Origin of the sequence: Bifidobacterium sp. (assembly GCF_022647885.1) — a bacterium.
In the GTDB taxonomy this organism is placed as follows: Bacteria; Actinomycetota; Actinomycetes; order Actinomycetales; family Bifidobacteriaceae; genus Bombiscardovia.
In genome coordinates, this window is record NZ_JALCLM010000001.1 from 1476385 (window position 1) to 1495485 (window position 19101).

The 19101-nt window shown below is 51.8% G+C and carries 7 protein-coding genes; 1 reads left to right on the plus strand and 6 read right to left on the minus strand.

Annotated elements, in window-relative coordinates; genetic code table 11:
* The 4 genes from gltB to LKI20_RS06380 form a co-directional block, all read right to left on the minus strand.
* Complete coding sequence (gene gltB / locus LKI20_RS06365; protein ID WP_291771729.1) at positions 1 to 4572, minus strand: glutamate synthase large subunit; 4572 nt, start codon at positions 4570 to 4572, stop codon at positions 1 to 3.
* A gap of 254 nt (positions 4573 to 4826) precedes the next feature.
* Positions 4827 to 6059, minus strand: a complete 1233-nt coding sequence (gene hemW, locus LKI20_RS06370; protein WP_291771733.1) for a radical SAM family heme chaperone HemW — start codon at positions 6057 to 6059, stop codon at positions 4827 to 4829.
* A gap of 119 nt (positions 6060 to 6178) precedes the next feature.
* On the minus strand, positions 6179 to 8056 hold the full coding sequence (lepA, locus tag LKI20_RS06375; RefSeq protein WP_291771735.1) for a translation elongation factor 4: 1878 nt from the start codon (positions 8054 to 8056) through the stop codon (positions 6179 to 6181).
* 160 nt (positions 8057 to 8216) lie between these two features.
* The gene (locus LKI20_RS06380) at positions 8217 to 16316 is read right to left on the minus strand and encodes a SpaA isopeptide-forming pilin-related protein (RefSeq protein WP_291771739.1); all 8100 of its coding nucleotides are present in this window, start codon (positions 16314 to 16316) and stop codon (positions 8217 to 8219) included.
* A gap of 256 nt (positions 16317 to 16572) precedes the next feature.
* Here LKI20_RS06380 and rpsT point away from each other — a divergent pair, with 256 nt between their 5' ends.
* On the plus strand, positions 16573 to 16833 hold the full coding sequence (rpsT, locus tag LKI20_RS06385) for a 30S ribosomal protein S20 (protein ID WP_291771742.1): 261 nt from the start codon (positions 16573 to 16575) through the stop codon (positions 16831 to 16833).
* Positions 16834 to 17039: 206 nt separating this feature from the next.
* Here rpsT and LKI20_RS06390 read toward each other — a convergent pair whose 3' ends face one another.
* Together LKI20_RS06390 and LKI20_RS06395 are read right to left on the minus strand one after the other, a co-directional pair.
* On the minus strand, positions 17040 to 17816 hold the full coding sequence (locus LKI20_RS06390) for a trimeric intracellular cation channel family protein (protein ID WP_291771746.1): 777 nt from the start codon (positions 17814 to 17816) through the stop codon (positions 17040 to 17042).
* A 93-nt stretch (positions 17817 to 17909) separates the two neighbouring features.
* Complete coding sequence (locus LKI20_RS06395) at positions 17910 to 18968, minus strand: NAD(P)-dependent alcohol dehydrogenase (RefSeq protein ID WP_291771749.1); 1059 nt, start codon at positions 18966 to 18968, stop codon at positions 17910 to 17912.
* Positions 18969 to 19101 lie beyond the last annotated feature (133 nt).

Consider the following 19101-nt stretch of genomic DNA (forward strand, 5'->3'; position numbering starts at 1 on the left):
TCAGTGAGCTCCTTCCATGACGTGCTCGTACACGTTTTCCCAAGCGCCTGGCTCGTTGAAATCAACATTATCGCGTTGTGCCTGATCCATAACCTTGGTCATAGCTAGGTATTGCGTTGGGACAACGTGAGTAAAACGTGTGATTGAAGTCTGCCAATTCTTCAGCAATTCCTTAGCAATGGCGGAATCGCACTCCTCAGCATGACGTTTAACTAACTCGTGAACTACTGATGCATGATGCTCATCAAGAGGTAGGAATTGCAAAGAACCGTTTACAGCAGCGCTCGGATTAACTCGTGTCATATCCAAATCAAGCACATATGCATTACCACCTGAGAAGCCAGCACCAAAGTTCCTGCCCGTCTTACCAAGAACTAGCACAGTTCCGCCAGTCATGTACTCGCAACCGTGGTCTCCGACACCTTCGACTACAAAGCTTGCGCCGCCATTACGCACAGCAAAACGCTCCCCTGCTAAACCAGCAACGAACATCTCGCCAGATGTAGCTCCAAAGCCAGTCACATTGCCACAAATCACATTGTTATGGGGATCAAACTGAATATCCTCAGGTGGTCGAACAATAATCCGTCCTCCCGAAAGACCTTTGCCTGCGTAATCATTGACTTCGCCATAGACTCTGAGCGTCTCTCCCTTGGGTATAAACGCCCCCAGAGATTGACCCCCTGAACCGTGAAGGGTCAAATCAATAGTGTCATCTGGCAGACCCTCAGCTTTGTATCGCTTCGTAATCTCGTATCCCAACATCGTGCCGACGGTACGGTTCACATTGCGAATCGGCAAATCGATTCTGACTGGTTCTTTGTGCTCAAGAGCAGCTTGTGCCAAAGCAATAAATTGATTGTCAATAGCCTTGTCCAAGTCGTGTTTCTGGTCGATGGTGTGATGAAGCACCGTGCCAGGTGTTGGTCCTGCGGGCATCAACACATTACTGAGATCGATACCACCAGACTTCCAGCGTTTGATTGCCTCGTTCTGATCAAGGCACTCCACATGACCGACTGCTTCTTCGAGCGTTCTGAAACCTAACTCAGCAAGAATCTCACGCACTTCTTCTGCAATGTACATGAAGAAGTTCACCACATGCTCAGGTTTTCCAGTGAAGCGTGCACGCAATTCAGGATCTTGCGTTGCAATACCTTGCGGGCATGTGTTCTTATGGCAAGCACGCATCATGACGCAACCTTCGACCATAAGTGCAGCTGTAGCAAAACCAAATTCTTCAGCACCCAGCAAGGCAGCAACAACCACATCTCTACCCGTTTTCAACTCGCCGTCACATTGCACGACGATTCTGCTGCGCAGGCCATTAAGGATGAGGGTTTGCTGTGTTTCTGACAGACCTATTTCCCAAGGAGTACCAGCATGCTTAATAGCGTTAAGCGGAGCCGCACCAGTACCGCCGTCGTAGCCTGAAATCAACACTACGTCGGCATGGCATTTAGCCACACCAGCCGCGATTGTTCCTACACCAAACTCTGAAACGAGCTTGACATGGATGCGTGCCTTTGGATTAGCCATCTTCGCATCATTAATCAACTGTTTCAGGTCTTCAATGGAATAAATATCGTGATGCGGCGGTGGTGAAATTAGCTCAACACCTGGAGTGGCATGACGTACTTTAGCAATCCACGGTGGAACCTTAGCGCCCGGAAGATGCCCTCCCTCGCCAGGTTTTGCACCTTGTGCGAGTTTGATTTGCAAATCCGTTGCCGAAACAAGATAATCGCTGGTCACGCCGAAGCGTGCAGAAGCAATTTGTTTGATACGGCTCGTTCGTGCAGGATCACTAATACGATCATCTGATTCTCCGCCTTCACCGGAATTGGAGCGCGCGCCAATCTGATTCATCGCTATAGCTAGGGTCTCGTGAGCTTCTTGAGAAATTGAGCCATAACTCATCGCACCAGTGGAGAAACGTTTAACAATCTCACTAGCTGCTTCAACCTCGTTGATATCAATAGCTTTGCGATGAGAATCAAATTTCATCAGGCCGCGCAGAGTCATCAAACGGTTCGACGCGTCATTGATATGTGCAGAATACTGCTTGAACATATCGTAATTGCCACGTTGCGTAGACTGTTGCAGCAAGAAAATAGCGTCAGGATCATTGAGATGATCCTCACCAGTGCGGCGCCACTTATAATCGCCACCTGTTCGCAAATTCCTGTGAGGACGAGCAGTCCACTGGGTTGGATAAGCGACACGATGTCTAATGGCCACTTCTTCGGCGAGCTCGGTCAGACCTACACCGCCGACGCGTGAGGTAGTACCTGTGAAGTACTCCTCAACAGTGTGCTCATCTAGTCCCACAGCCTCGAAGAGTTGAGAGCCACGGTACGACATAATGGTGCTCACACCCATCTTGCTCATAATTTTGAGAACACCGGTGCTGAGAGCTTTGATGAGATTTTCAGAAGCCCTCGATGCGCTGACTTTCACATATCCATTTGCTGAAAGGTTCTCAACAGACTCCAAAGCCAAGTAGGGGTTAACACATGCAGCTCCGTATGCGATGAGCAGAGCAACATGATGCACCTCTCTCACATCTCCAGCTTCAACAGCCAAAGAAACCTGAGTACGTGTGTGGCGTCTCAGTAAGTGGTGTTGCACAGCACTAGTAAGCAACAACGAAGGAATCGGGCCCCAAGTATGGTTCGAATCACGGTCGGAAAGGACAATGAAATTCTTACCTTCAGCGATAGCGGCATCAACTTCGGAGAATATCTCTTCCAAACGATGACTCATTGCTTCGCCACCACCAGCAACCTGATACAGACCACGAACCGTATAAGGCTTGTAATAACCACCAAGAATCTTTGCTTTGTCAAGCCGCTTAAGTTGTGCCATTTGATCTGAATCAACTACTGGCAAAGGAATAAGAATCTTTTTAGCATGCAATTCAGAATCTTCGAGCAAATTAGGTTCTGGACCAATTGCTGATTCCAAACAGGTCACTATTTCTTCGCGTTCCCAGTCCAGAGGCGGATTGGTTACCTGCGCGAATTTCTGTGTGAAGTAATCAAATAGCATCCTTGAACGTGACGAAAGCACCGCCATAGGCGCATCGTTACCCATTGAACCTAGCGGTTCCTTGCCGGTATTTGCCATTGGTGCGAGGAGGAGCTTCAAATCCTCTTCGGTATAGCCGAATGCTCGCTGTCTACGCTGCACTGACATACCCGAATGGCTTACATGCTCACGAGTCGGCAATTCGTTCATCTCAACACTATTGCCCTCGACCCACTGGCGGTATGGGTGTTGCGCGGCTAAATCACTCTTAATCTCCTCATCAGGAACAATCCTGCCTGACGCGGTATCAACAAGGAACATCCGTCCTGGTTCAAGCCGTCCTTTAGCAACGATATCGTGCTGTGGAATTTCATTGAGTACACCAGCCTCAGAAGCCAATACGACATGGCCGTCTTTAGTGAGTTGCCAACGGCCTGGTCGCAAACCATTGCGGTCAAGCTGAGCACCGACCAAAGTACCATCAGTAAACACAATGTTGGCGGGACCGTCCCATGGCTCAATCAAGGTGTTGTTGTATTCATAGAACGCTTTTACATCGGGATCAAGTGTTTGATCTTTTTCCCACGCTGGAGGAAGCATCATGAGTACCGCATGTGGCAGCGATCGCCCAGCAAGATGGAGGAGCTCCAAGGTTTCATCGAAAGTACCAGAGTCCGAATAACCAGGTGTATTAATGGGCAACAACGAAGGCATATCGCCAAGCGCCTGAGAATTCAACCGTCCCTCACGAGCAGAAACCCAATTGCGATTGCCTTGGATTGTGTTAATTTCGCCGTTGTGAGCTAATAAGCGGAAGGGCTGAGCTAAAGGCCAGCTTGGGAAAGTATTCGTCGAAAAACGTGAATGGACGATAGCAATCTGCGCCTTCATTCCTTCGTCAGATAAATCAGGGAAGAACGGGCGCAGCTGTTTAGTGGTCAACATACCTTTATACGTCAGTGTCCGTGTGGATAACGAGGCAAAATACACACCCACTTCGTGTTCAGCACGCTTGCGTACTCGGAAAACACGTCGTTCAAGATCAAAGCCAGTGATCTTAGCATCTTCATCGGCTAGAACTAAGGTTTTAAAAGACGGCATTGTAGCTAGAGCTTGTAAACCAAGACCATCAGGATTAGTGGGGACCACGCGCCACGCAAGAACCGTCAGACCTTCTTCTTGTGCAATGGCAGCAATCCTCTGTTCCTGCTGGCTGCTCGTAGCAATATCACGATCGAGGAAAGCCATTCCTGCTGCATAGGCACCAAGTTCTGGCAGTGCAACATCCGTAGTAGCGCGCATGAATTCATCAGGCATACTCAGCAGTATTCCGGCACCGTCACCAGTGTTTTCCTCTGCGCCGACAGCACCTCGATGATCGAGATTCATCAACACCTCAATGGCGTTCTCAACAATTTGACGCTCAGGTACTTTATTGAGCGTAGCGACCATACCCACACCGCAGGCGTCATGCTCCGCATTCGGGTCGTACATCCCGTGTGGAGCGTGGATCGTGAGATCTAGCGGGGCTTTTAAGGTCACCGAAATCACCTCTTCTATGGGCAGGGGAGAACCACAAGGGTCTCATTGATATTCTTAAACAGAGTACAGCGTCCACACTCCAAACCCTGTTTTGACGTCCAAATTACGGCGGAGCGAGTCGCAGCAACAGCCAGGTTTGTGTCTTAAACACCTGTTATTTCAACAAATTGATATCGAGATCACGCACAATGTAGTGCTTACCTCAGGGCAAATTTTTGCGTTCCATGCTACGAGTCCAAAGCGGATTGTAGCTTCTACGAAAGTTCATATTCTATAGAATCGAGCACCCGCCCAATTAACGCATCATTGAGTAAGCGACCTCTAAGAGTTGGGACAATCCTTGAAGAAGGCTCTTCAATTAAACCTTCTTCATGCAGCTGTCGCAGCGTAGCTTGACTAGGTGCTGAAGCAGCGACATCCTCAATGCGAGACACAGACAGTCCCTCACGAAGCCTCAAACCCAACATAACTGTCTCTTCGATATTCTCAGTGCGATGAATGAACTCGGCATCTTTCCATGGCAAGGTATGTTGATTCAGTTGATGTGCCCAAACACGGGGAAAAGCAATATCCCAAGCTCTGATGCCATAGCACTCTCCCACGTCGCGCGAAGAAGAGGAATCGTTGACAATATGGCGACCGTCAAGCTGATTGTAATGGGAGTGTGCACCCGGGCCAATAGCTGCCCAATCCACATTTCTCCAATACCCAAGATTATGTCGAGACTCAAAACCTGGTTTTGCCCAATTGGAGATTTCATACCAACGCAAACCTGCTTGAGAGAACAGATTGTCAGCGATCTCGTATTTGCTCGCTTCATCATCGTCATCTGGTGACGGCAATTCGCCGCGCCGCACCTGACGTCCCATCTTTGTTGTCGGCTCCAAAGAAAGCGCATATGCGGAAATATGTGTAACGTCGAGTGCCAATGCGGTTTCTACGCTTAACCTCCAGTCTTCGATGCTCTCCCCTGGCGTGCCATAAATCAGATCAACACTAACCTCGAGACCAAGATGTTTTGCGGCAGCCACATTCGAGCTCACATTCGCTGGCGTATGTGTACGATCTAACGTTTTTAGCACATGGGGCACGGCCGATTGCATGCCGAATGACACTCTGGTGAAGCCACCAGCTTTCAACGTTGCCAGATACGACTCATCAACGGTATCAGGATTTGCCTCAGTGGTAATTTCAGCGTCAGCTTCGATGCCCCATACTTCGCCCGCTGCCTTCACCAGTCTCACCAAGTCGTCAGCCGGTAAAGTCGTCGGGGTGCCGCCGCCGAAGAAGACCGTCGAAATTGGAGGTTCGACGATGCCATGTTCAAGCTGCCACCGTTTGAGAATAGCCATTTCCTGAATTGCCATATTGGCGAAATTCGATCTGCTGGCACCCTCACCGAGGTCCATCGCCGTGTATGTGTTGAAATCACAATATCCACAGCGTCGGAGGCAAAACGGTACATGAATGTATAACTCAAAAGTCATTTGTTTTCCCTCCTCAATATGACTAGACCTCAGCTGTTCTCAGCAAAATTGATGCCGATATTTCGATAGCATGCCTCGGTTAACACACTTATCTATGGTGATATGAGTAATCAGACTATTCAGTTTTCTTTTTTGGATGCGGCACGGATTTTATCTTTGGTGTCGCGATCTGTGGAATCGTCGGTACTCAGCGCGGCGATGAATGCCTCCTGCGGCACTTCAACGCGTCCTAACATTTTCATGCGCTTTTTACCTGCCTTCTGCTTTTCTAGAAGCTTGCGCTTTCTACTGATATCCCCGCCATAACACTTGGCAAGCACATCCTTACGCAAAGCACGTATTGTTTCTCGAGCTATGATGCGCGAACCGATAGCAGCTTGAATGGGTATTTCAAATTGTTGACGAGGAATCAGTTCACGGAGTTTTTTCGTCATCATCACGCCATAGGCATAGGCCTTATCACGATGCACCACAGCGCTAAATGCGTCAACCTTCTCACCTTGAATAAGGATATCCACTTTAACCAGATCTGCGCTTTGCTCACCTGATTCGTGATAGTCAAGGCTGGCATAACCTTTTGTGCGACTCTTAAGCTGGTCAAAGAAGTCAAAAACAATCTCAGCTAAGGGCATAGTGTAGTGCATTTCCACACGATCTGTGCTGATGTACTCCATAGTGCCCATCTGTCCACGATGATCTTGGCACAATTCCATCACAGCCCCGATGAATTCCTTGGGAGTAATAATATCGGCAGCTACGACAGGTTCAACAATCTTCTTGACCTTACCCTCTGGGAATTCACTCGGATTGTTGACATGGTGCAAAGTACCGTCTTCCATTGTCACATCGTAGGTAACATTTGGCGCGGTGGAAATCAAGTCAAGGTCAAACTCACGACTGAGTCGTTCAGCGACAATTTCCATATGCAGCAATCCAAGGAATCCACATCGGAAACCAAATCCTAAAGCCACTGAAGTCTCCGGCTCATAAATCAGAGCGGCATCATTCAATTTGAGCTTGTCAAGCGCATCCCTCAAGTCAGGAAATTGCGCATTATCGATAGGGAACAAACCTGCATACACCATGGGCTTCGGCTCACGATAGCCAGGTAGTGGAGTATCTGCACGCCGGGATTCTGTGGTGACAGTGTCGCCGACCTTAGACTGGCCTACATCTTTCACTCCAGTTATGACATATCCGACCTCACCGGCGCCAAGCGCCTTCGTCGGAACCATATCGGGGCTGATAACTCCCAGCTCAATCGGATCATGAACGGTGCCTAAGCCCATCATGCGAATCTTTTCACGAGATTTCAACTCGCCATCGACCATACGAATATAGGTTACGATGCCGCGGTATGAGTCATATACGGAGTCAAATATCAATGCTCGTGCGGGCGCAGTAGGATCGCCCGATGGAGCAGGAATCTCTTCAACGATGCGATTGAGCAGCTGTTCGACTCCTTCACCAGTTTTACCTGAAACGCGCAGTACTTCGCTAACATCACAACCGATTAGCCCTGCTATTTCTTCAGCGTGTTTCTCTGTTTCAGCACTGGGCAAATCGATTTTGTTAAGCACTGGAATAATCGTTAAGTCGTGCTCAATAGCCATATACAAATTGGAAAGTGTTTGTGCTTCAATGCCTTGCGTCGCATCTACTAGCAGCACTGCGCCTTCGCAGGCCGCAAGCGCACGAGATACCTCGTAGGTGAAATCAACATGGCCTGGTGTATCAATCATACCGAGCGTATATTGCTGACCATTAACTGTCCAAGGAACACGAACTGCCTGGGATTTGATGGTAATACCACGCTCTTGCTCGATATCCATACGATCGAGAAAACGATCACGCATCTCCCGCTGAGAAACAATATTGCTCAGCTGCAATATACGATCAGCTACAGTCGACTTACCGTGGTCGATATGCGCGATTATGCAGAAATTGCGGATAAGCGACTGGTCAGTGAAACCAGCTTGGTTATTCGGCTCAGACACCAGAGTTGACTCCTTAACAGTTCTCGGGTCGCTCACACAACCCGATGCTCAACTCTACCCTGTTACGTATACGTCCCTGATACCGAAACTGTGCAATCAGGCACACGACACGCTGCGCACTACCCTCTTTCGCATGCCTAATTGCACAGTTTCTGAGTTGTTACCGCAGTCGATGATGTCTCGATACATAGATACCCAGCACAGCAAGAAACATCAATCCTAACGCCGCCCAGATGACTCCTACCACCGAGGTACCTGTTGACGCAATCGCTGGCTGCGAAGTTACTTCGCTGCTACCCACAGAGGGTGGCTCCGAAGGTGAGCTAGGAAGTGTCGTATTCGGTATTGGTTGGTCGGGCGTCGGGGTCTGTGGTGTGGGCGTAGGTGGAGGCGTGGGTGTTGTAGGAGTAGGCGTAGGGGTCGGTTTATCAGGTGTTGGCGTAGGTGGAGGTGTAGGAGTAGGCGGCTCAGAAATTGCAGTATCAAGAAATAGCGTCTGTATCAACTGTTTACTTCCCGCATTGTCACTATTGATAACAATAGTCTCTGAATATAGATTTTCAGGCAGAGCGTAGCCTTTCGGTGCCTTGAACTCCTTCCAGAAATACGTGCCGAATATCAAATCACCGATGGAGCATCCGCCACTGGCATCACTGTCGCACTGCCCGATACGTTGGGAAACCGCCTCAAGTGAGCTATCGACAGGCAATGACGAGGCATCACCGTCGTAGCGGAACAAAGCAAAGCCTGCACCGGAAAGAACACGCTCCGGATTATCTGCATCGGCTTTATGAACGGTCAGCGTCGAGCGTATCTGTTGGTCTGCGAGGGCCAAGGACACGACTGCCGTACCCGCATTCTCGGCGGTGACGTTCACCGCTCCCACCCATCGTTCATCGTGTTGATACCCTTTCGGAGCGCTGCGCTCGGTAAACAGATAGCGTGCAAAGTCATCGACAAATACGGTGCACATGCCGTCAAGGCCCGAAGTGCAGCTATTGATATACGCATCGCCATCGTCGACCTCACCATCGCCGTTGATGTCCAAGGTGAGGTCGAATACGGCTCCCGCCAAAGCTTCGCCGGTCTGCGCATCGCTTTTCCGCACCTTCAGACTAGTTGTGGACTTCCTATCGCTTACCACGGTCGGAATAAGAAGATCCAGTCCGTCGCCGGCGTTGAAAGGTTCGACATACACCGTTCCCACCACGCCTTGCCGTAGCTCATAGCCTGGTGGCGCAACACTCTCGACCCACAGGAAGCTTCCGAAGCTGTCCACTTCCACCGAGCAGCGGCCGTCAGGATTGGCCGGGATAACTTCGGTGGTGCAGCTGTTGACCGCTGCATCAGTATCGTCAACCACTCCGTTGCCGTTGTTATCTCGGAACAAGGTGAACCTTGCCCCGGATAACGGCGTGTAATCATCCGCATCGACCTTGAGTACCGACAGCCGTGAACGCTTCGGCGTATCGCTTACCGTCTGGGTCAGAGATGTGACGGTATCACTGAGCGTGAGTTCATACACCTCGTCCGAAAGCGTATACCCCAGAGGAGCGGAGAGCTCTCGCAGATAATAGCGTTGCCCGCCAGCATCGACTGCGAGGTCTTCAAAGGTGCAGCTGCCATCCGCATAGGATGTGGTGCACTCCCCCATACGACTGTCTTCCGGCGTAAGCACACCAGGAGTGTGATCGTCGACGAACAGGACGTACCGTGCCCCGCCTAGTCTGCGGCTGACATCATTCGAGGCGGTCTTCACCACGGTGATACTTCCGGGATTTCTGGGATTAGTGAATCGCAAGGCGGGGATTGCAGTACCGGCGTTCTCCGGGGTAATGTGCATCAACGCCGATGTGCGATCCGTAGGCAGGGTATGCGCAGGAGGAGCAACCGTTTCCTCCCAGTAATACGAGCCGAATGCCAGACCGGCGACCTCGCAGATGCCGCTACCGTCACTGGTGCACGAAGCGACCTTGTCATCCCCGCTCTGATGGGTGTCTCCCGGAGTGACCGTGGGGTCGGCAGCACGATACAAATCGAATTGCGCTCCGGCCAACGGCGCTTGGGATATATCAACTTTCAGCAATCGCAGTGCCGTCTGTTTTGCCTCGTCCTCGAAGATGGTGGGTGCACTCTCGTTATGCGTGTCCGGCACCGTTATGCGATTCGGGTCGCCAACCACCTGCGAGGGCAACTCATATCCGACAGGAGCCTGAACTTCCTTCCAGAAATAGATGCCAAGGTCCAATCCAGTGACCGTGCAACTGCCGGTTTCCGCAGCCGTCGTCACGCACGCATTCACCAGGCTCACCGTGCTTGGGTCGTACACACCAGTGCCCGAAGTGTCCCGATAGAGTTCGAACTTCGCTCCATACAGCGGTGCAGTCGTCTCCGCGTCGATTTTGCGCACAGTCAATGAACTCGGCTTCGCTCTATCCGCAACGGTATACACGAATGTGGTCACTTCCGGATTGCCCTGCGCATCGTAACCCTCATCACTCAGGATGATAACCGGACTCACGTTCTGGACGGGTAACTCATATCCAAGGGGTGCCGTTCGCTCCTCAACGAAATATGCTCCAGGCGCCAATCGTTCGAATGAGCATTCACCGGATGAGGATGCCGTCCGACAGTCGTTCAGTTCAATATCGGTAGCAGCCTCATATTCACCGTTGCTATTGCTGTCCGCATGCAATACGAATACGGCACCTCCCAAGGGTTTCGAAGTGTCGGAACCACCATCGTCACCTCGGGCGAATTTCCGAACCTTGATACTGCCGGAAGTTACAGGGTCGTGGAAGGCCACTGTCGGCAGTTGGGTTCCTGCATTGCTCGCATCCACGGTAATCAATGCCGTTGTACGGTCCTTCGGCAAGGCGTATCCGCTCGGAGCGCCGACCTCCTCCCAGAAATACGTGCCGAAGGGCAGTTGCGAGACCTCACATACCCCGGAGGCGTCACTGCTGCATTGCCCGACTTTCAGGTCCTCCGCAGCATGCTGATCTCCTGGCTGCTGCCCGGTATTCGCCGCACGGTACAAGGCAAATGAAGCACCTTCAAGAGCCGTCGAACTGTCACTCGCATATTTTTTCAGCTTGAGGTCGGTGAGTTTCTGCTCGTCGGACATAGTCACTGCGGAAGAGACACTGCCTCCCTGAGTGATTGACACCACCTCGCTCAGAGGATTGTCAGGTAGCGCGTACCCTTGTGGTGCGGCAATCTCCTTCCATACATAATTTCCGAAGTCCTCAAGCTCCACGGCACACGAACCGTAGAGTTCAGTACCTGGTTGATCGCCACGCGTTGTGCAGGAATCCACCGGACCGCCCACCGGTGTGTTGTCACTCACGCCACTCGCCTCATAGAGTTCGAATACGGCGCCCGCGAGCGCCGTGCCCTCGCTCGCATCGATTTTCCTGACCAATACCGAACTCTTCTGCGGAACATTGCCGACATGGTATTCATAAGTTGCCGCGTCGTCACCCGGTTCACCGGACAAGGTGATGGCATTGCTGACCGGATTCGCCGGCAACTGGTATTCCTGCGGGGCATCGGTTTCGACCACGAAGTAGCGGTTCACACGATTGTTCGCGGTCGAGGTGTTGAGGTCCTGCACGGAACAGCTGCCGAAGCCGTCGGGGTCCGGTGTGTGCACATCCGATGTCGTGCAGCCGCCGACCTGTTTGTCATGGGCGATGTCAAAGTCCCCGGAGGAATCCGTGTCTTCGTAGACCATGAACGTCGCATCTGCGAGCGCTGTGGAGGTCAGCACGCCTTCACTGGTGCTGCGGAATTTGCTGATGACGATTTTCCCAGGATTCCTGGGATTGTTGAAGGTGTACTCCTGGTTCGTCCAAGCTGTCGTCCCGGCATTGCCGCTGTCTATCACAATCAGTTCCGAGGTCACCCTATGAGGCAGTTCGTAGCCTTCAGGCGCTATCTCTTCCACCCAGTAATACTTTCCCCAGGGCAATTGACCGACATCACACGTACCACTGGCATCAGTCGTGCAATCGTCAATTCTGGCGTCCGCAGGGTCAGGCGTTTCAGGGGCAACGCTGCCGGAGGGATCGGAATCCATGCGGTACAGGGCGAATTTCGCACCTTCCAGCGGGGCACCGCCTACGAGTGCAGTTTTGCGGATGCTCAGGGTGGTCCATGTCTGCCAATCATTCGCGGTCGTGACGGCGAACTGAGTAGCCTGCCCCACATTTCCTGTGGTTACTACTATCGGACTGAAACCACTGAGGCAATCAACATAGAAGCCTGTGCTATTCGGAAATGGACATGGGTTGAGATCGTACCCGCTTGGAGCGGTGATTTCCTTCCAGTAGTACCGGCCAAGTGTGGGTGCATTGACGGTACAGTTCTTGAGTGCGCCGCCCGTGGTGCATCGCCACACCTCGTCGTCTGACGCGCCGGGATTATTGCCTGCCATGCGGTATAAGCCATAGGTGGCACCGTCGACTATCTGCAGATTGTCAAGGCTCACTTTGGCGACCGTCAATGGCGTCGGCAACGCCGTATTCGACACTTCGGCGTCGCTTATAGCAATCGCATCCGGTTCGCTGGGCGTCTGCACGGTGATGCCGGAGAGTGCCGAACAGCCGTTCTCAACCACGACATAGCCAAACCCACTCGGTGCTTTGCACTCGCGGTATACATAGTCTCCTGGTGCCAAATCCTCAACACTGCAGCTACCGTCGGCGCCGGTCGTGCAGCTGCCCTTCAACTGGCCTTTGCTCACCCCGCCCGCATCGCTCCATACTTCGAATACCGCTCCCGCCAGCACCAGAGAAGTGTTCTGGCTGTCATCAGGGTCCTGCGCATATTTCAGGAAACGTATCTGACCTGGATTGCGTGGGTTATAGAACTGCATGGGACTTGGCGACGTGCCTGCGTTTGAGGCATTGATGTGCATTATCGCGGAGGTTCGACGCTCAGGCAGTTGCTCTCCTGCCGGAACCCCGGTCTCCTCCCAGAAGAAATCCCCGAAATTGGTGATGTCGAGGGAGCACACGCCGGTGATATCGGCGCTGGTGCAACTACCGATGAGGATGTCCGAGACGTCATGAACATCCCCTAAAGCCGTTGTTGGGTCTGCCTTGCGATACAAGGCGAAGGTGTAGCCCCCCGCCTTGTGGTACGAGGTCTCCAACAGTTGTTTCGCCCACTTTTCGACGGTGAGCGTGCTTCGTTCGGGCAGGTTCTTCATCACGATGGTTTTCTGAATGGAAAAGCCGAAGGTGATTTCGTTGTCCTGCCATGCGCCTTGCGATGCCGAATCCCATGCTTCAGGAGCTGAAGAGTTGTCGGTGGGGAACATGGCGAAACTGGCATAACCCGAGTCAACCGTCACATGGGTGGATTCACTGGCCTGCACGTTCCGGTACTTGCCCTCTGCCTGGGTCACCCAGGTGGCGGTATGGTCCTGTGGTCCAGTGCAGGGAAGATTTGTGGTGACCCCGCTTTCAACGCGGGCGCATGTATCTTGGCCATAGTCGTAGGTCAACGCCAACGCTGTGCCGCTGTCCGCCCATTGTGACCTGTCGAACGACGATGTGCTTGGCGCTGTCTGTCCGAGCCCAAGCGTGAAGAGCTTCCCGGTAACACTGCTCAGATTCGCCAGTCTGTCGATGCCGGTGACCGGATCGTTCTGCCCTCGACCGACGATGGGAGCTTTGATGCGATTGAGCTCCAGTTCGACGGAGACCACGTTATCCGGGTCGTAGCTCCGAGCCGTGTACGCTTCACCTGCCGAAGGATTATTGGCACTGAGGTCACTGGTGCCTGCATCGGCGAAGTACCCTCCAGGCGAGTATGTCAGCGTAACCGCATTCGGATTGCTCTGGAAGCCTTCGACTGGCGGAGTGCTTTCCTTGAGATAATACTGCCCGTACGAATACGGGTTCAGCACATCCGCCGCGGTGAAGGTCACGTATCCGTTCTCATCAGTGAATTTTTCTGATGTCAGTTTCTGGGCATCATTGCATGTGCCCGCCTGCGTCGCCTCGGCGCACTGTTTGTCGGTGAATATCTTGAACCCAACATTGCGCAGCGGATTGCCGTCGGCATCGACTTTACGCACTCTGATAAGTTCCGGGGTGTTGGGAATGATGATATCCGACACGCGCTGTCGTGAGAATGAGTTGTAATCCAGCAAAATCTTCTCCCCACCGTTGCCGGTGTCGAGATAGTACAGCACATCGAAGTTCAGCTCGGTACGGTTCGGAATGTTGTAATCCGTAATCATGCCGGGGAGGTCGGTGGCTCCGACTCTGAACGTCGAGCCGTAGGGGTCGAAATCGTACACCTTCGCACTGCTGATGTCGGAGTTTTTCAACACCCCTGCGCTGTCCGTAGTGACGGCCATGTATTGTCCCGCGGCGATATCGGTTTCCGGCATGATTTTTCGCCATCCGGTGGTGCTGGAACCGTTCATCAGATGGTAGCCGGTATGCTGCCACGAGCCAGAGGCATCCGGATTCGTCACCTGCGTATCGGCGTCGGGAAAATCCACATCATGATCGCCCGGAGCGTGCACCACGACGGCTTTCAATCCGCCCCCATCGGTGACGGCCTGCCTCACGTCGTTCAGGTCGAATACCGTTTTCGTTCCCTCGGGACATTGCCCGGAGGTGTTCTCGTTGTATCCCGGGCTGTCGCTTTCCCCCGGGCACCAACGGTATATCGATGAGTTCACCGGAGTGGCCCACGAGTCGAAACTGGTTTCCACACCGGTCTCGTAATAATTCACCACATTCAGAGTGCCGGTTCCTGGTATTACCGTGCCGTCCGCCTGGCTCACAGGAATGAATTCGAGTTTGATGGCATTAAGCAACAGCGCATAGCCGGGTGGGGATTTCGTCTCTTTCAGCACGAAGTATGGTGTGGGGAATCTGCCGAAGTTCATCTGCGCTCCGGTCTGCTCATCCACGAAAGTGATGGCACCGTCCTCGTCCGTACTGAAACTCCCGACTTTCGTAGCTTCGTCCCCGGAAATATCGTAGTCGGCGGCGGTATTGTACAAATCAAACTCAGCGGACTGCCCAGCCGGCGTCTGGACATTGTTCCCGGCGATGTCCGTTTTTTGAATATGGGCTGCCGGCATGTAATTCAGATTCGTCGTAATCTCCAGATTGGACTGGTAATTGCCACGTTCCAGGTAGAACAGTGAAAAGCGGTGTCGCGTGCCGTCGACGAAGGTCGAGCCCTGCCAGCCAGATGGAGGCGTCAGTCCCGCTGCGCTGTACTGCTGCTGCAGCGTGGTGGAGGTGATGACCTGACCGCTGTTGCCTTTGACGGTGACCTGACCCGTACGAAAATTTATGGACCCGCTCGCAGGCGCGTGAGACCCACCAAGATCGAGTATCAATGCGCCGTCGATGAAAATCCACATATCGTCGTCGCCCGAGAAATCGAACACCATGTCATCGCTGCCGACGACTCCCCCCAGCGGCTGTGTGAAGGTGGAAAGCATCCCGAGTCCGAAGAAATGATTTATTTTGGCATCCGTTGCACTGATGTCATTTGCTTCGCCATTGCTAAACACCTGCTCCGCAGTGTTGAAGGGGAAGAACTGTCCGACATTCGAACCGGTCTGTACCGCAGGCTTGTTGTACACGTCGAATTGGCTGGTTTCCTTGTTGTAGGACGCGAAATTCTCCTGGGAATTGTATTTCAGGTAGTTGCCGTCCATTTTGAAGAGGTTCGCACCGGTGACTTCGTAGTTCGCACGCCCTTCATGCGGGACTGCCGGATTGAACAGATACGCCAATGAACCGTTGCCGTAACCGTTGAGAACGGGGAAATCGTCCTGCAGCGCCGGTTGAACTATTCCCTGCTTGACCGAATTGCCTGCGGAAAGATTGGTGGCATTCGACCCCCAGTTCGTCAGATTGCAACCCGAAGGCGGCCATTTCAAATCCTTTGCGAATTTCAACGCCTCGCCTTGAACACCCCCGCTGTTCAACGAGGCTGGCCCGTTGATACCCGATGTCAGAGCGCTCTTCCAGGCATTGCAGGTGGTCGGCGGCGTATTGTCCGGGACATCTTCGGCTGTCGTCCAGTAGTCGAAAAGTTGCATGGACGTCGAAGGCATGCTCACTGTGTCAATGGTTTTCAGTTCTGCGGCATATGCCGAATCAGGAGGTGCGACCATCAGGGCAATCAGCATCGCCACCACCATCAGTGCGGACACCATCACCCTGTTGCCTCTGTTGAACCTGACCGACAATGAGGTATCGGTGATGTCCGTCATAGTGACTCCCCTGCCCTTGCAAGTCGCAAAGCTCTGTGACTTGCAGTAACCGAAGCCAAGCCATACACGAATCATACATATTGTATGTTTTGATACATATAGAATAGCGTATGTCGAATGTTTCGTTCGTCCACAAGAAGGCACCGGCCTTTGGAATAGTCGACGGGACGTAGACCGTTGATGCCTTATCCGCCGATGCGTGTTAGACTGTGTCTTTGTCTGTCAAGAATTAGCACACACGTCGTTTGGAGTAACAGTGGCAAACATTAAGTCGCAGAAGAAGCGCGTCATCACTAACGATAAGGCGCACGAGCGCAACATCGCCGTCAAGAGCTCAATCAAGACGGCAGTGCGTTCCGTACGCGAAGCCGTTGAAAGCGGCGATAAGGCAGCAGCACAGTCTGCTTACCAACTTGCAGCTCAGCGTCTAGATAAGGCCGCGGGCAAAGGTGTGATTCACAAGAATCAAGCCGCAAACCGCAAGTCTGGTCTGGCTTCAGCTGTTAATGCTCTCTAATCTGTTCAGCTCAATAGCTGTTCATTGCTAATCCCCGCACCTGATGATGCGGGGATTAGCATATGTAGTCATACCGACGTTAGTGTAGGGATTTGTAATTATTCAAATCTCATCGTTACAGCAAAACCTTGGTATTAAGCCAAATATATCTTTTCCTATATTGAGAGCTACAAAAAATCCCTACACTAACGTAGATTGTTCAGAAATCAAGCAAGATCATCCGGATTATGGGGCGCAGAACCTTCGTGGTTATCTCTGTGCACTTCATGCATCTGAGGATGCACTACAGGTCGTCGCAAATAGCGAGAACGCATGTTGAGATGCGCACGTTCTCGTTCCAAAGCGCCTGGAAGCATAATATTAAACTTTACCGATAACAATCGCATTGCAACAATCAGAGCAACAATTGCTATATCGAGAATCATCTCACCGTGAAGATTAATTTTTCCTGCCTCTACAAATTTCCCGACCACAACAGTTAAAATGCAGCCCACAAATGATGGAACAGCATACCAATGTTTATCCCTTATCACTGATGGGACTTCGTTAAGCAAGGCGTCCCTAATCACTCCACCAGCCAAAGCAGTAAACATACCCATAAACACCGCAGTCATTCCGGATGTATGAAAAGCCATAGCTTTAGCTGTGCCGTTGACAGCAAACAAGCCTAAGGCCATCGCGTCCACAACCACCATCGATCTGGTGAGGTTACCTATTTCTGGATGAGCTACCGCAATGACGATTCCGGAGAGTAATGCCGATAACACATAACCTTTATTAGTAATACCTGCGGGAGGCAGACTTCCCAAAAGCACATCGCGAACAATACCGCCACCTAACGCAGTGACCCAAGAGATTATTAGAATAGTAAAAATATCGTAGTGTTTACGAGTTGCAGCTAAACCTCCGGACAAGCCAGAACAGAAAATAGCCAGATATTCGATAGCAATAAACACGGCATTGCTCTCTAACGCAACCGACATAGTTTTCTCCCACAACATCAGCGATACCAGCGTTGCCAAGACTACCCGAAATCAATGGCGACTCACGATGGGAGTATCGATATTTTTTAGGCGTTACTGAACGAGAACAACAGGTTTGATCAGATCGCGCGGCTTCTCTTTCATCAGAGCCACCGCATCCTCTATATGTTCAAACCCCTCAAAACGATGAGTAATCATCAATGAGGGATCGACTCTGCCGTAAACCACAAGACTAGCCAACCGTTCCATGCGAAGTCTGCCACCTGGCATAAGACCACCATGTATAGTTTTATGTCCCATTCCGACTCCCCAATCCAGTCTTGGAATTTTCACGTAGTCGCCGCTACCAAGATAATTCACATTACCGATGGCTCCCCCTGGCTTGAGCATGCGTATCGCCGGCTCGAAGGTATCGACATCGCCACCAGCGATGAGCACTCGGTCAACACCTTCACCGCCAGTCATGTCCAGAACCTGTTCGTCAATCGCACCATCCTTATAACTGATGGTGTCTGTAGCTCCGTATTTCTTAGCAACCTCAATGCATATTGGTCTGGAACCAACCCCAATAATTCTTGAAGCTCCTCTCAGCACAGCACCGCGCACGCACATTAAACCCACCGGACCAATGCCGATCACGCATACTGACTCGCCATACGTGACTTTTGCCATCTCAGATGCGTGAAATCCTGTCGGAACCATATCAGAAAGCATGCATCCTGTTTCAAAACTTATTGCTTTAGGGAGCAAAGCCAAATTAGCATCTGCCTCGTTAATATGAATTTTTTCTGCGAAAACACCATCCTTGCCATTAGAGAACTTCCAACCACCCAGCATGCCACCAGAGTGCACGGGATATCCGCGTTGTGCTTCACGAGAGCCCCAATCTGGGGTTATAGCAGGCATAATAACAATATCGCCAGGTGAAAAATCTCTCACTAAGTCACCAACTTCGATTATCTCTCCTACACCCTCATGCCCCAAGACAAGATTGCGGCGGTCCCCTATCGCGCCTTCCCACACGGTGTGCACATCAGAAGTACAAGGAGCCAAGGCGACAGGCTTACATATGGCATCGAGTGGACCACATACTGGGTCCTCCTTCTCAATCCATCCAGCTGAGTTTAATCCGAGCATTGCATACGCTTTCATAGCGCTGTCCTTTCATAGAAGGTCATCATTGACCACGTAGCACAGAGGCCGAATCGGCTGTTGTGGAACCACACACTATGGTAACAAATTAAACAATGAGTCAAGTGACCGCGTATACGACGCCAGCTATGCA